Source organism: Mesorhizobium sp. WSM4817 (assembly GCF_055811135.1).
On record NZ_JBVVQQ010000042.1, the window covers coordinates 15,552 to 29,909 of the forward strand.

Annotated in this window: 11 protein-coding genes; 4 read left to right on the forward strand and 7 right to left on the reverse strand. The window is 57.6% G+C overall.

The features are described 5' to 3' along the window. Nucleotides 1-475 precede the first annotated feature (475 nt). The 6 genes from AC0L2K_RS32470 to AC0L2K_RS32495 form a co-directional block, all read right to left on the reverse strand. Complete coding sequence (locus AC0L2K_RS32470) at nucleotides 476-1,162, reverse strand: hypothetical protein (protein ID WP_473533340.1); 687 nt, start codon at nucleotides 1,160-1,162, stop codon at nucleotides 476-478. Between the two features lie 248 nt (nucleotides 1,163-1,410). Further along, on the reverse strand, nucleotides 1,411-1,869 hold the full coding sequence (locus tag AC0L2K_RS32475) for a hypothetical protein (protein ID WP_473533341.1): 459 nt from the start codon (nucleotides 1,867-1,869) through the stop codon (nucleotides 1,411-1,413). Nucleotides 1,870-1,893: 24 nt separating this feature from the next. After that, on the reverse strand, nucleotides 1,894-3,042 hold the full coding sequence (locus AC0L2K_RS32480; RefSeq protein ID WP_473533342.1) for a hypothetical protein: 1,149 nt from the start codon (nucleotides 3,040-3,042) through the stop codon (nucleotides 1,894-1,896). A gap of 24 nt (nucleotides 3,043-3,066) precedes the next feature. Continuing rightward, on the reverse strand, nucleotides 3,067-3,264 hold the full coding sequence (locus tag AC0L2K_RS32485) for a hypothetical protein (RefSeq protein ID WP_473533343.1): 198 nt from the start codon (nucleotides 3,262-3,264) through the stop codon (nucleotides 3,067-3,069). A 116-nt stretch (nucleotides 3,265-3,380) separates the two neighbouring features. Continuing rightward, nucleotides 3,381-4,712: a M20 metallopeptidase family protein gene (locus AC0L2K_RS32490; protein WP_473533344.1), complete on the reverse strand. Its 1,332-nt coding sequence runs from the start codon at nucleotides 4,710-4,712 to the stop codon at nucleotides 3,381-3,383. Nucleotides 4,713-4,715: 3 nt separating this feature from the next. Further along, on the reverse strand, nucleotides 4,716-5,786 hold the full coding sequence (locus AC0L2K_RS32495) for a hypothetical protein (protein WP_473533345.1): 1,071 nt from the start codon (nucleotides 5,784-5,786) through the stop codon (nucleotides 4,716-4,718). A 204-nt stretch (nucleotides 5,787-5,990) separates the two neighbouring features. Here AC0L2K_RS32495 and AC0L2K_RS32500 point away from each other — a divergent pair, with 204 nt between their 5' ends. From AC0L2K_RS32500 to AC0L2K_RS32515, 4 genes are all read left to right on the forward strand, one after another. Beyond that, nucleotides 5,991-7,790, forward strand: coding sequence for an endonuclease/exonuclease/phosphatase family protein (locus tag AC0L2K_RS32500; protein WP_473533346.1), 1,800 nt, complete (start codon nucleotides 5,991-5,993; stop codon nucleotides 7,788-7,790). A gap of 83 nt (nucleotides 7,791-7,873) precedes the next feature. Then, the gene (locus tag AC0L2K_RS32505) at nucleotides 7,874-9,553 is read left to right on the forward strand and encodes an amidohydrolase family protein (RefSeq protein WP_473533347.1); all 1,680 of its coding nucleotides are present in this window, start codon (nucleotides 7,874-7,876) and stop codon (nucleotides 9,551-9,553) included. Between the two features lie 163 nt (nucleotides 9,554-9,716). Beyond that, nucleotides 9,717-11,708, forward strand: a complete 1,992-nt coding sequence (locus AC0L2K_RS32510) for a hypothetical protein (protein ID WP_473533348.1) — start codon at nucleotides 9,717-9,719, stop codon at nucleotides 11,706-11,708. Further along, on the forward strand, nucleotides 11,701-13,314 hold the full coding sequence (locus tag AC0L2K_RS32515; RefSeq protein ID WP_473533349.1) for a phosphotransferase: 1,614 nt from the start codon (nucleotides 11,701-11,703) through the stop codon (nucleotides 13,312-13,314). Before AC0L2K_RS32510 ends, AC0L2K_RS32515 begins: the two co-directional genes overlap by 8 nt. 505 nt (nucleotides 13,315-13,819) lie before the next feature. On the opposite strand, the gene AC0L2K_RS32520 is transcribed toward AC0L2K_RS32515, so the two are convergent. Continuing rightward, nucleotides 13,820-14,170 carry a TOBE domain-containing protein gene (locus AC0L2K_RS32520; protein ID WP_473533350.1) on the reverse strand — a complete coding sequence of 117 codons (351 nt, stop codon included), beginning with the start codon at nucleotides 14,168-14,170 and terminating at the stop codon, nucleotides 13,820-13,822. Nucleotides 14,171-14,358: the final 188 nt, after the last annotated feature.

Sequence of the window (14,358 nt, forward strand, 5' to 3'; positions counted from 1 at the left end):
GGCTGTTCAGTGGATCCGCTTTCGGCCCTGCTCCCATCAGGTTCCTCTTCACAACGCTGACGAGGCCGCCGCGTTTGCACACAGCTGCTATGGCCGACCGTGCTCTATGTTCACGTTGCGTGCGCCAAAAGTCGCATAATTGGCAACGTGGAACGCGAGCCTATCCATGCAGCGCTATGCCCCCGGGAGCCGGAAGCCGCACAGCCCCACGAAAAGGAACCTAGGCGCTCGTCGGCGGCAAAGTCGCCTTAATTTCGCTTTGAGGAGTCAGGGGCGGCAGGGTTTCTTGGCTTCCCAAGGCCACGTCCTGCGTCCGGAAACAAGTCACGCGTCAGAGATGGACGCTGGTGGACCGATGATGCTTTTTGCAGCTCGGTTCACGATAGCCCGGCCGCCCAAGGGCTGACTCCGTCAAAACCGTTTTGTCAAAGGCATGGGGTAGGGGACAGACGTTGAACCAACAATCCCACCCAGTCTATAGGCCGACCCGCATCTCAAGCAGATCATGCTGCTGCATCGTATGCGTGAAGAGCTCGAACTGCTCGTCCGTCAGGGAATCGCCACGCCGATCGTCTTCATAGCAGGAGCGATCCGCGCGGCGCAGGAAGCCGAGCAATTCCTTATCCGCAAGTTCGATATTGTCATTCACAATCGCATGCATTTCGCGCAGGGGAAAACCTCCGCCAAACTCGACTTCGGCAGAGACAGAGATCTTCCGGTCCGATAACGCGCGGTAGGCTTTGCGAATGCGGGCGGGCCAATAACGGTAATAGTTGAACTCTTCCCAGGCATGCCCAACCCGATCCCGGAGCTTCGGATAGCCCGTCGATTGGTACGTGGTGACGTGATGGGTTAGGAACAACGCGTAGAGCGGACGGTAGATCTTCGTGAAGCGCTCCAGGTCGCGGGTGCGCCATCGCGTTCGGGAGGCCTGCAAGGCCGAGGCGATCCAGGCTAGGGCGCTCACAAGCGATAGGACGATGAAGCTGAAAGCCGCAAGCGGAATCCAGATATTAACCTCAGCGGGCAGTGGCATGCTGAGAGCCGGGCTCCACCATATCGCTGCCAGGACGATGGAGACAGCAATAAGCAGCCAGAACGGCAGGGTGCGGACCACCTCGAGTGCTTTCTGTGAAAGCCCAAGTCCGGTCGCAGCATCCATGTTGATTGCCTCTCCTGAAAGATCGATGCGACAGATGTAGGTACTCAGCATCCCCTCAACAACGTCGGACAGAATAGTCTACGGCCCTACGGCGCTGTTGATAGGCGCGAGCCTGCGCCCGTCCTGCGTCTTTAGGCTCAACATATCTGAGAGTTTCTAGAGCTCGCATTTTTTCCCGCTGATGAATGCGTGTTAAATAGTTCGCATGTAACGCGGTGCGAATGATTGCGGCAGCGCCAACGAGCCTCCTATTGGCAGAGTTTGTCGAGCGCCGACTGAAGCTTTTTGCGGGCGATGCCGTTCACATTGAACGAACTTATGAAGATCTTACCGATATCGCCGCCCGCGTTCACATCGATATCGAGCAGCTGGCAGTCCTTTCCACGCACCTGCGCCTTTGCTGTGACGGTGTCGGATACCGATGCCTTCAAGAAGGCGTTGTCGCTGGTCTTACAACGCAGATTGGCAACCACCTCAAGACTTGAGGTCGCACCATCGGATGTGTAGCAGACGCTCTGCAGATGATGATCTGGTCTATCCAGCCCAGCCTGATTGATGCCTTCGCACCCAAGGCCCTCGATCGCGGGGGTGATCGCCTTGGCGAACAAGTGGCCGACGAGTTCGTCACATGACCGTGCGGCGATGGACCCGCCCATGAGAATTGCAACACACAACGCAACCAGGCAGGCACTTCGTGAGATATCCATGTCAGCCTCCGTTGAGGGGAAGAGTTATGGCGTCAAAAAAGTCAGATCAGAAAAGGTGCGCCTCATCAGGCGCAAGGCCGCGACGCCGGTCAGAAAAGCAATTACGAATCCACCCGCGTGAATTATCGCCGATGTGCTCCACGAGGCATCGCCCCCGAAGCCTGAACGAAGGCCTGCGGTCGCCAGTCCCGCCAACGCGCCAGCTGCCGCAAAAATAGCTGCTCCGGCCGCGACTCCCGAGGAAGCATCGAAGCCGAACCGTTTGCTGAAGAAGAAGGCGGCCATAAAAACGACCGTCAGGCCAGCCCCCAGGCATGCTTTGGCAAGCCAAAGTGCCCAGCTTGCATGTCCTGGTCCGGCCAGAATGTTGCCATCGCCGATCAGGACGATCCCTATTGCCGCGTTTATCAGCAGTGGAGCGACCAACAGACATCTTGCACCGTTGACGGTCATGCCAAGTGGCACAACATTAGGATTGGACCCGTCGGATTTCAGCGCCAAGCACAGAACTGGAATCCAACCCATACCAAGGATTGCCGGGTTGAAGACCCACGCTTCCTGCGCGACGAGCAGGGGTTGGATGAGAATCGCGTCGCCAAAGTGCAGCCCTTCGTTGAGCAGGACGAAGTAGACCGAACCCGCGACCGTCGCCGCTGCGCAGGCGACAAATGCAACAACAACTTGCCTCAAAGCCGAATAGGCCTGGCGCGCGGTCTCGCTGGAATCGTCAATATTGCCACCTGCTCGGGCATCCCGCAGCAGCACGAATGGCACGATAAAAACGAAAAAGATGATCGGCAGCACGAACACCAGCCGCTCGGGCACGCCATTTCTCAAAGCGTACCCGTAAATTTCTACGCTGCTCAGGAACGCGGTTCCAAGGCCGATGACCTTGACATCAAGGCTGATCGGTCCGGGTTTCGTTACCAATTCACCCAAGGTCCGATAGGCGAACCAGAAAACGACCACGAAATTCACAAGAATAAGGAGCCCCTGAATGTCGGTGACGGACAGCTTGCTGGGATTGTCGCAAAAGGGTGTCCCCCGAGACAGGCATGACAACAGCGTGGCGGTCTGGGAGCCAGCCTGCACCAACAGTGCCGTCGTCAGTATCGGCACAAGGCCCAGGCGCAGCTTCGGCGGGACACGATCCCAAAGAGAGTGACCAATCATGCGAGTCCCCACTATCGACAAATCTCAGTCGGTCAGTTGAACAACCCAAGCATCGCGGTCACACGCGATATTGTGGAACTCCAGAGACTTCGCCGCCTGACCCGCGTGTGCTGCTGAGGCAAATCCACCGATCGTCGTGGTGTTAAAACTCGAGAGCTCGATCCGGGCCCCCTTTTGGAGCTTGTGAATTTGCGTGGTTATGACGACTGCGAACGATGCCATTGGTGCCCACCGGTGCGGTTGCCGATCTTATGAATTACGTGCCGATCTGAACGTCATTCTAGCTGCCTGGTAGTTGGGGTTTGCTTCTTCACGGCTTTCTGCAAATGCCACCGAGATTAATTCCAAGTTGCTTCCCCAGTTGTCGCGATGCGCGCCGCAAGGCTCATCAAGCGAACGCCCTCGACGAGGCTGTCCGGATGAATGGTAAAGTCAACCGTGTGCACGCCGGCTTGGCCCAGGCCGTCCTTCGCGATGCCAAGGGAGAAATAGAGCGACGGCTTTTTTGCGGTGTAATACGCGAAGTCCTCCGAAAACATGCCGCGCCACGCCGCGGTAGCCACGGTCCCTGGCCATGCATCCTGGAGTTTTGGAACAATACGCTGAAATAGAGCTTCGTCATTGCGCGTCGGCGGCGCTCCGGGTCTCAACGACCAGTTTGTTGCTACATTGTTGGCGGCTGCAAAACGCGCTGTCAGGTCGCTGATCATTGTGTTGATCGATTGTTCGCAATCGGCGGCAATGAACGGGTCCTCAAATGCGCGGATAGTTCCTCCGATTTCGGCGTCGCTGGGCAGACTATTTGATGCGGAGGACTCCGCTTTCAGTCGGGTGACCGATACCACCATCGGCCGGTTGGCAATGTCGACCTTTCGTGCAGGCAGGTAGGACAGGCTCTGCGCAAGCTCTGCGGCAAGCATTGGGATATCGCTTCCCTCGAACGGGGCAGCGGCGTGCGAGCTTTTACCGGTCAGATTCAGGGTGAAATAACTGCTCCCGGCAAGGACGTTACCGGGGGCGATTGCAATCGATCCTACCGCTAGACCGGGGGCTGAATGGAGCGCGAAAACCGCCTCAACCTTCAGCTGGTCCAGGATACCTTCCTTCACGATATCGTCGGCGCCGCCCGCAACCTCCTCCGCCGGCTGAAATATGATCACGATTTTCCCAAGGAAACGATCGCGGTGGCGCGCTACGAGTTCGGCCGTGCCGAGAAGGATCGCCGCATGAGCGTCGTGCCCGCAATTGTGCATGAACCCGTCGAGCAGAGAGCGCGGCTGATGTTCGGAAGGTTCAACTTGTCCTGGATTTAGCTTGCGGGCATCCAATTCAGAGCGAAGCGCGACAACTGGCCCCGCTTGGCCCGTGTCCATGACCGCGACGATCGCGGTTGGAAGGCTTTCGATTTTCACGAAAGCAAAGCCACCGATGGCTTGAAGGCGTTCAAGGAGGAAGTCGTGCGCCTTGGTCTCCGCCTTGCCGAGTTCAGGGTTCTCATGGAGGTAGGAATAGGTTGCACGTACGGTTGGCAGAACGCTGTCGAGATCAACAGCGAACTGGTCCGCTTCGGCGGATGTCGCAATCAGAAAAAGGGCCATTGCGACAAGGACAGGCCGCCGGACGTGCGCCGCGTCGGCTGACCCAACGGCCATGCGATTCAGCCAGATCACGCCCTAGTTCCCTCCCTCAAACAACATCACATCGTAGGCGGCCGCAACAATGCTGCCGGTTGTGTCATTCACATCAAGGCTTGCCCCGCCGCTCGGCGCCACGGTTGCGACCGCATCCACCTCCAGAACACCGGCATTGACGACGCCTCGCCACATGAGGCCCTCTTCCGTACTGGCGACGAAGCGGACCTTCCCTTGCATCCCAAACAGATCCGCATCGAAATCGAACACCTGTGGCCGAGTGGTGTCGCGAATAAGATTGAGGGAACTTGTCAAAGTGAGTCCGGCGTCGGTAACTTCATACAGCCAAAGGTTCTTGTCCGCGGCCCCGACCGAGCAGTTAACGACAAGCAATTGCCCGTCTATCTCGGAAATGCCGTTGATGCCGCGCTGGGCAGTGGCCGAATATCGCTGACGGAAGCGTTCGTTCCCCGTGGTGACGCTAAACGCGACGATGTCGCCGTCCTCCGAACCGGAGAGCACAAGGTCTCCCTTCCAGGCAGCGAGACCGCGGATGTTCTTCAGCGGGTATGGGCTCGGAATCGGGTCAGCAGATTTAAGGTCCACCGGCCTCAGCAAGGTCAACGATTGATGATCCCGTTTCCACACCAAGGCGAAGCCGTTGGCATGGCCGGTAACGACCAGATCGTCACCTAAATAGTTGAGCTGGGTTGCGCTGTTGGCAACGCCGTACATGACATCATAGCCGATAGGGAGAGGGGCATCGAACGCTCCCTTCCCGGTACGTCCCCAAAGCGCCAGCTCATTCTCACCATTTGAATAAAGGATCGTCCTCTCGTCCAGCGCGACGACCAGCTCAACACCGGCACCGCCTGCGGCTGTTTGTGTTTGAAGCAGGACTGGCGTCCACTCACCGGGACGCTGTGTTCTAAAGACCGATACGGAGCCATCCCAACGTCCGACGACAAAGGTTTCGGAATCGATCCAATCAACCATTTGCGCGCGGGCAAATTCAGTGGAGGCAGGCTTCAGCTCTAATGGTTGTGCCGACCCAGGCTGAGTCGAGTGTCCGAGTACCAAGTAGGTCAAAAGAGCCAGCCAGAGAGACTTCATGCTTGCCTCGAATTTGCTGACCAACTCATAGAACCACTAGCCTTCTCGATGTCCCTTTGGGATATTCCCCATAGGGCGGCCAACTCGGGAATGGAGTGACAGGCTGCCTTGATGTCATTGTGAGGCTCTTCCGATCCGTTTGTACAGACAGGGCGGACTGTTTTTGAGACATTAATACGTTTTCTCGTCTTGCGGCTGGGGGCGTTGTTCTATCCTATTGTTGATTTCGCGAGATGGGTAAAAGTCATCGATTTAGGGGAGGGTGAAATGAAGCACTGCGTGGTCTGCATTCTGACCGCCGTACTGTTCCTTGCGGTTCCAGCCTATGTTCACGCAGCCGAAAAGCTGACAATCCCCCAGATTCAGGGTTCGACGCACATCTCTCCCTACGCTCGATCGACGGTGATCATCGAGGGTGCTGTGACCTACATTTTCGGCAACAATTTCATTGTCCAAGATGAAGCGGGGGATGGCAACGACGCAACTTCGGACAGCATCATCGTCCGGCGCAAAGCGACCGGCTTGACCGTGGGTGACCGGGTCCGTGTGGAGGGAGTCGTTCGCGAGTTCAATGAGAACGATGAACCGCGGACAACCACAGACATCAATGATGCCGTCTTCGAGAGACTTTCTTCAGGCGCGCCTCTACCGCCTGTGGTCATTGGAGCGGCTGGCAGGTTGCCGCCGACCGATATCCTCTTCATTTCGGAAGACAGCGCCGATCCGCAAAACTCTGGCGCTGATTTCTACGAGAGCCTGGAAGGCACATACGTCCGGATCGACAATCCGGTTGTCGTCGGTCCGACTAACGACTTTGGCGAGTTCTGGGTCGTCGCCGACGGTGGCGCCGGCGCTTCCGGCATGAACTCGCTCGGCGGCATCACATCCACACCCGGCGACAGCAATCCTGAAAGAATCCAGATCCAGGTGACGGACGCTCAGAAGCCGCAATTCCAACACGCGCTGGGTGACACGCTTGCCAGTATCGAAGGATACGTGACCTACGACCGCGGACTTTATGAAATTCGCTTGGCTAACGCTGCCGCCGCCAACCCGAAAGTTTGGGAGCCCATTCCTATCGGAGGGGCGCCGGAAGACGACGTACTGACGATCGCTGGCTACAATGTCGAGAATTTGGATCCCATCGTAGAGGCTGTCGACGAGACGCCCGTCAACGATCCGGATGACGATGTCGGCGTTGGAAAATTCAGTTCGATTGCAGATCACGTGGTCAAGCTTCTTGGCTCGCCCGATATCGTGGCGCTGCAGGAGATGCAGGACAATGACGGCGGCCAATACGGCGATGTGGTCGCGGCCGACCAGACGCTCAAACTTCTGATCGATGCAATCGCTGCGGCGGGTGGCCCGGCCTATCAACCGCTATCCATTGATCCGCTCGACGACACATCGGGTGGCCAGCCCGGAGGCAATATCCGGGTCGCTTACCTTTACAATCCCGCACGCCTCACAGTCGACGCCTCGACACCAAAGCAGATCGATGCACCGGCGTTCGGCCGGAGCCGTCTGCCCTTGGTCGCGTCGTTCAGATTCCGCGGCAGCGAAGTAACCGTCATCAACGTTCATCTCTCGTCAAAATCCGGTAGCGGTGGCGCCTACGGAGCCATCCAACCACCGATTGATCCTGCCGAACCGGCGCGCATCGCGCAGGCTCGAGCGGTACGCGACTTCGTTAGAAGCCTGCCTGCAGATAGCAATCGGGCAGTCGTCGTGTTGGGAGACTTCAACGCGTTTTGGTACGAGACCCCATTGCTCCTGTTGACCGGCAGCGAGCCGCAATTCAAGAATCTCGCCCTCGACGAGCCGCCTTCGGAACGCATCAGCTACGTCTTTGACGGCAATTCGCAATCGCTCGACCACGCATTAGCGCTGCTGGGACCAGGACAGTCGGCCACCATGAAAACGCTGCACGTCAATTCGGTGCACCCGGATAGCCGAAAGGTCAGCGACCACGACCCGAAGCTGGTGAAAATAGCGTTCCAATGAGGGGTCGAGTGTCGTTGCAGTAGGGCGAGGAACCCCCTGCACGGCGTCCCCTAAGCTCGGTCTACACACGAAGAGAAGGCTTAATGCTGCGGCGGGAATTCATCAAACTCGGAATGGCCGCAACGCTGCCGTTGGCGGGTTGCCGAACGACTGAGGATTTGGAAGTGACGGGCCGCTCCATTGACGCGCATTGTCATGTGTTCAACGCGTCCGACCTGCCCGTTGTGCGCTTCATCAAGCAGACGTTCCTACGACGCTATCCCGAACAGTACGAGAAGCGGATTCTCGATGTCGAGGATCCCGATCTGCTCGACTTCCTCCTGGAACTCGTGACCAGTCTTCTCGGGACAGGCAGCGCACCCACCGCGAATGAAGAAATCCAAGTTTTGCAGGGCGCGCGTGCCGCATCTGCAGAGAACGCCGACTACGATCTGGCAAAGGCGCGGGCCGTAAATGGCACTGCGCGTTTCATTCGTGAACTCGAAACCCGCGCTGGTGGACCGGCGACGATGGGTATCGCCGAGAGTACGCCTGCGGCGAGGCAGCTCGACGCCTTCTTAAGAGCGGTCGGTGAAGGCGGGCCGCGCATCGCGGCGATCACACCGCTCCAATCGAAACGCATTGCAACGAATGCGTTCTCGCGTCTGGATCAGATCGGCGCCTATCTTCGCTGGATTCCGTTGTTCAAGCTCTATCGATACAAATTAGTCGAACGCCTGGCGACCGACCACGAGAGGCAGGGCAGGCAGCCTTTGCTACTAGCTCCGGCAAAGGTGGATTTCGATCACTGGCTGGGCGAGTCCGTCGAGCAGTCTCCCTTGCCCGAGCAAGTGAAGGTCATGGGTCTTCTGGCCAAACGCAAAAGCGGCCCGGTGGTCCATGGATACTTCGGCTTCGATCCCCTCCGCGAGATCTATTTTCGTGCGGGGCAGGATTCCGTCAGCCCATTGGCCTGGGCTCGGACGGCGCTCGAAGAGCACGGCTTTCTCGGGGTGAAGCTTTATCCTCCGATGGGCTTCAGAGCCTCTGGGAACAAGAGCCCGTATCCGATGCGGGTGAAGACACAGTTGGGCTTCGATCCAAGCGGCAAACTGGATGAGGCGCTCGACCAACTCTATGGGCTCTGCGAAGAGCTCGGAGCGCCGATCCTTGCGCATGGTCACGCTTCAAACGGTGCTGGCCCAAAGTATGACGCACGAGCCGATCCGGCATTTTGGCTGCCCGTCTTCAAAACCCATGCGAAGCTGCAAGTGTGCCTGGCACATTTCGGTCGGTTCGGTGTCGTCTCCGACGGCACTTCAGCGACTGAGCTTCCAGCCAACAGTTGGGAATGGCGGCTGGGCTCATACATCAGTGAAAATCCAAAGGCGCCGATCTACGCGGATTTGAGCTTTTTCTCGGAAGTGCTTCATGCTGACGATCGGGAAAGGGCGGCGTTGGCAGCGAATTTTTCAGCATGGGTGCGGGAGTTCGATCCCGATGCTGAGCACCTGGTGTTTGGTACCGACTGGCTGATGCTGGGTATGGAGACGGGATATGATCGCTACATCCCAACAGTCGACGCCTTCCTGAGGAAGGACTGTCACTGGTCCGACGCGATGATTGACCGCGTCTTCGTGACAAATGCCTTGCGATTTTTTGGTCTGCAGTCCGGTGAGAAGACCTATAATCGACTCCTCGCCTTCTATGAGCGTAATGACCTTGACGCTTCGCGGCTGCCGTCTATCGACGGTAACATCATCGCCCGGCTCTTCGGGCGCTGAAATACTCTGGCAAGCAATTGCTGGAATGCATCCATTGCAATGACGATCTTGTCAGTTTCATATTTCTAGCGGTAACTGCTGATTCTGAACTCTTACCTTGCTCAAACATGTTTTGCACGTACGGGGATGTGAGGTGATCGGGTTGGTGGGTGCCGGGGGGGCAATGCGGCTGGCTGAATTAGAACAAAAGATAAGTCAAGGGGAAGAACTCGTCAGCTTCAGCCAGGTGGAGGCGGCGGTCACGCAAGCGAGCCGGCACAGGCCGATACTCGCGTGCATTCGCCAACGCAAGCTGCTTGATCGGCCGGCAAAGGTCGAACATGATGGCTACCTCATCTACCCCTTCTTCTCCTTCGCCCTCGACGGCGATACCGCGTCCCGGCTCATCATGCTCGGCGACGAGCCAATGCGGGCGATGATCCACGCTTCGATCCGGGCCGAGGTCCGGATTGAGTCCGACTTCGCGGTGGTCACGGGGGAAGCGGCTGACCGAACGGTCATCGGGAAGATCCACCGCCTCCTGCACAGCTATTTTGTTAGCTACGAACTGGATCGATGCGCCGAGAGTGGAGCGTATGCATTGATGCAACAGCGGTCTCAGCACAGCGACAGCATCGGCCAACAATATGAAACTCTCAAGCAAGTCAACGCAGAACAGTTTGGTGTCGGCACTTTCATTTACAGCGTCGCACAGGACAAAACCCTCCACCTACAGGACGGCTATGTCGCGGCGATCGAACCCCCCGGGGAGCTGCTCTCGGGCTTGGTCGAAAACATCGAGCGCTTCCGGCAACGAACGAGCATCCAAGCCGAGCACGGCGGCCTGCACTGGCACATCCACGCCATCCCGATGCTTAGGGGGTCCCGAAATCGTGTGCACGAGGTCACAGTGCTCGTATCCACCGGACAGCCTCTTTCGATGCTGTGCACTAAGGTGAGCCAATTCTTCGTTCGGCTCACCGCCGACAAGCTGATGGAGCGCGGACGGCAGACCTTCGAGCGCGAGGTTCAAGCGCGCATAATCTCCGCGAAACGAGGACGCGGCTCCGACGCCGATGCATTCAAGGAGTTCTGTGACTGGGTGGCCCCACAACTCGCCCAGCTTACAAACTCGCACAGCGTGACCATCCGCCGGTACAGCGCCTACGCCAACGCCTTGAATCTTGTCTCGAGCTGGGAGCAGGATAAGGCCGACCTTACCCTTATGAGCATCGACTGCGATCCGCAGAAGAGCGTAAACGCCTTTTGCTTCAAGGTCGGAAGTGACCAGTCATTCGTATATCTGCCCGACGTACAGAACGTTCCCGAACACTATCGCAGTGCCGGTCTGAACAGCGTCCTCAAGTCGCGGGAAAACACCAATTCCGAGATTTGCCTAGCGATCGGAAATCACCCCCTCAGGCTTGGCACGCTCAACATGGAGTCGCCCAATTTCGGCGCCTATGCGCTGGACATCGAGTTCCTCAAAAGCATTGCGTTTCACATCTTTCAATTCTGGGACGTGATCACCGCGTCTGACGATGCGTGGTGGCTGTCGCAGCTTTCGCTAACGCATCTTGCCACGCATGAACTCCGGGATTTCAAATCGACGCTCACGCGGCAGCACCGCCATGCGCTCGAAAATATTATCTATACCATCTCGCCAGCCGAACATTTCAACCAGCAAACGCCTCAAACCTGGGCTGTCTTCGTGAATTTCACCCACAGGGCTCACAACCGGTTGCTGCCGCCCGAATATTATGATCGCATTTGGACGGTGCTGGGCATCGACAAGGAAGAGCCAATTAGCGCGAGATTCTTGGGCTCGCTGCGGCTCATCGTCCAGTCGATGCTGAGCAATACGCGCCACTCGACCTACGAGCGGAACACGATCGTGGTGCATAAGACCAAGCTTGCCGATCGCGAGATTCTCACGATCACCTACCGATCGAATGTGAACTTTGTCGATCCCGACGTTCTGATCCGCCTCGAGCAGCGCTTCAGCATACCTGCGCTTTCGGCCGACGGGTGGCATTTCGGCCTATTTCTCATCGGTTGCCATGCACGCCTGCTGGCCGGAGCCATCGAGGTCGATCCCGAATGCCGGAAGCCGTTCGACTACAAACCATTCTCATATCAGGTCCGCATTCCTATTCCCGAGGCGCAGCGTGATTAAAGTCCTTCTCGTCGACGACCAGCCATCGCAGCTCAATCGCTATGAGCGATTTGTCCGAGACAGTCTCTTTCGGGTCGGAATCGAGGCTCTCATCGATCCCTACGCGCTTGACATGACCATCCCGTTCGACAAAGCCGTAGCGTCGGCTCAGGCGCATGCGCTCAAAACCCGGCCACACATCATCTTCTGCGACAACAAGGCCACCAATCGATTGGAGGCCTGGGGTCAGGCCTTTATGGCAAGAATGAAGCCCCAGCTCCCGGAAACGGTCATGTGCCTTCTAACGCGGGAAACGGTCAAGAATGAGCAGTTCGGCCTCCAAACTCCCAATCCGGACATGATTATCGACAAGGGCACCCTGGGCGGCTCCGATGAATATCGCGAATATGTTGGGCGCAGGTTGACCGAATTGCTGTGTCGCAATTCCGGCGTGTCCGTCGAATGGACCACCCCCTTCGAGGAGATTTTCGGCTCGTTGCGCGACAGCGCGGGCAAGCGCGCGACGAAGGAGATAGTGCAGTCACTGATCGAACAATGTCTCTTCGATGGGACATTCGAAAACGACGAGCGATCCGTTGTCGTCGAAAAACTGCCGGGTGGTCGATCGGGGTCCGCAGTGATGACCTGCCGTCTTGCCGGCAAACTCGCTTATGGCGTCACCGGCGTCATGAAAATTTCGAGCAAGGCCAACGCCCTGCAGGAATATAAGAACTACAATCGGTACGTGAAATGGGTGCTCCCCTACACTTGGAAGGTGGAGGTGCTTGGCACGGGATTCACCGAGGGATTGGGGGCGATCTGCTATTCGTTCGCCTTTGACGGAGATGGTAAACCACAGTCCTGCACCGACCTTCTGCGAGCCGCGGACAACCGGGTTACTCGGCTCGTTTGCGAAAGCGTCTTTAACCCGGTCAAGAAGACATGGTATGACCAACGGCGCGCCAGCGACAAGGATGCCTCACAATATTTCCAGCAACCTCCTTATTTTTCGAAAAACAAGCAGGTGCAGGAGCGGGAGGACAAATATGTTGAGAAAATGCAGGAAGTCTTCCGTGCCGACTTCAGCGCCGACGATACTGGTTTCAAATTGTTCAATATTCCTGTAACCCGCGCGAACCGGCTACTCTTTACCGAGGATTGGGGCGCGATCGAGGAATGCGTTTGCCATGGCGACCTCAACGCCAACAATATCCTGGTAAATTCTGATCGGCAGGCGCTCGCCTTCATCGACTTTCAGAACACGGGCTATCATAATATTTTTCGGGATTTCATCTCCTTCGAGAGCAGCATCAGGATCGATTGGGGCGCGCCGCTAGACATCGGCAATCTTGCCGCCCTCCTCAAACAGGAGATCGATTTAGCGGTCAGCGATACAACGCCACGGGAGAGCTACCTCAAGGAAGTGGCCCTGATCCGAAAGACGGCTTTCACGAATTTCCCGCCGAAAGAAGACGAGGGACGGCCCGTTCGTCACCTGATTGCAGCCTATATTCATTTTTCATGGCTCGCGACCCGTTTCCCCGACTGGACACAGGCCGGTTATATCCGACTGCTCCTCGGGTCTTACGCCGCGCTCGTCGCGCTCGATGGGATGGCTCGGCCCTAGAAACTGGGATAGCAACCGATCCCTGACATCGAGCATTTTCGCAGGCGCCGAACACAACATTGAGGGAGCCGACGCCTACGAAGCCATTGTTATGTACGGTGAGAACACCTCCCTTCGCGCGCTTTGCCACCTCCTCCAGAACTGCGCCGCGGTTACCAACGGGGTTGGCAGCATTCGTCTTTCCCGGATCGAGACCACTTCGTGTCATGTCGTGCGGGAGCGATGCGCTCAAGCTTTTGCACGAGCGCGGGAACGACCTCCGAAGATCGGCTTAATTCCGGACAGCGACAGATAATGTTGAACGGCACAGTGGAACGCCTTTGACGCAGCGTGTAATTGCCCAAAACGTCGATCCCTTGGGTCTGCCCGGTTCTCGAGCCCGAATTAGACCTCAGCATCGAATTGATTTCGCCGAGGTTCCGGTCGGGGATCCCAGCGGGGAGTAGACGGCTGTGGGACGTGGTACGGAGGCTTGTCCACCTGATCGTGACGGTGTGCACTGCCATCAGGTACAGAAGGCATGTGCGTCAGAGGCTTCAAAGCTCAGCCATATGCGTTGGCCTGCGCTAAGGCCGCTTGCCGATGCATGACCGAACGGAATGCGCACGGAGATCGCATCGCCGGTTGAAGTCTCCGCCAGCACATGCGTGTTGTTTCCCAGGAAGGTGATGTCGCGGACCGTCACCGCCAGCGCTGCGGTGGCCGGTTGTGGTTTCTGGGACAGGGCGATCCGCTCGGGCCGCAACATGACGGCAGCCGGGCTGCCGGGCGCGGCCTTGCCGTGCACCGGCACGGCCGCCATCAGCAGATGCTCGCCGATGCGGATATCGGCGTGTCTGCCGGCGGCGCTCTCCACACGCGCTTGCAGAAAGTGTGAGTCGCCGACGAACTCGGCGACAAAACGCGTCGCCGGATTGGCATAGAGTTCGGTCCCGGCGCCGACCTGGTGTCGCTTTGCACTTTATTGGGTTCTTCCTCACTTTGTGTGGTTCATCGGCTGTTAGCGGCAAGATCGCTAATGGGCGGGCATGCGAACGAAATCAA

Excerpts from the sequence above, each read along its gene's own strand:
- AC0L2K_RS32470 (WP_473533340.1), bottom strand. The coding sequence starts at position 1,162 with ATGGATGCTGCGACCGGACTTGGGCTTTCACAGAAAGCACTCGAGGTG.
- AC0L2K_RS32475 (WP_473533341.1), bottom strand. The coding sequence starts at position 1,869 with ATGGATATCTCACGAAGTGCCTGCCTGGTTGCGTTGTGTGTTGCAATT.
- AC0L2K_RS32480 (WP_473533342.1), bottom strand. The coding sequence starts at position 3,042 with ATGATTGGTCACTCTCTTTGGGATCGTGTCCCGCCGAAGCTGCGCCTG.
- AC0L2K_RS32485 (WP_473533343.1), bottom strand. The coding sequence starts at position 3,264 with ATGGCATCGTTCGCAGTCGTCATAACCACGCAAATTCACAAGCTCCAA.
- AC0L2K_RS32495 (WP_473533345.1), bottom strand. The coding sequence starts at position 5,786 with ATGAAGTCTCTCTGGCTGGCTCTTTTGACCTACTTGGTACTCGGACAC.
- AC0L2K_RS32505 (WP_473533347.1), top strand. The coding sequence starts at position 7,874 with ATGCTGCGGCGGGAATTCATCAAACTCGGAATGGCCGCAACGCTGCCG.
- AC0L2K_RS32510 (WP_473533348.1), top strand. The coding sequence starts at position 9,717 with ATGCGGCTGGCTGAATTAGAACAAAAGATAAGTCAAGGGGAAGAACTC.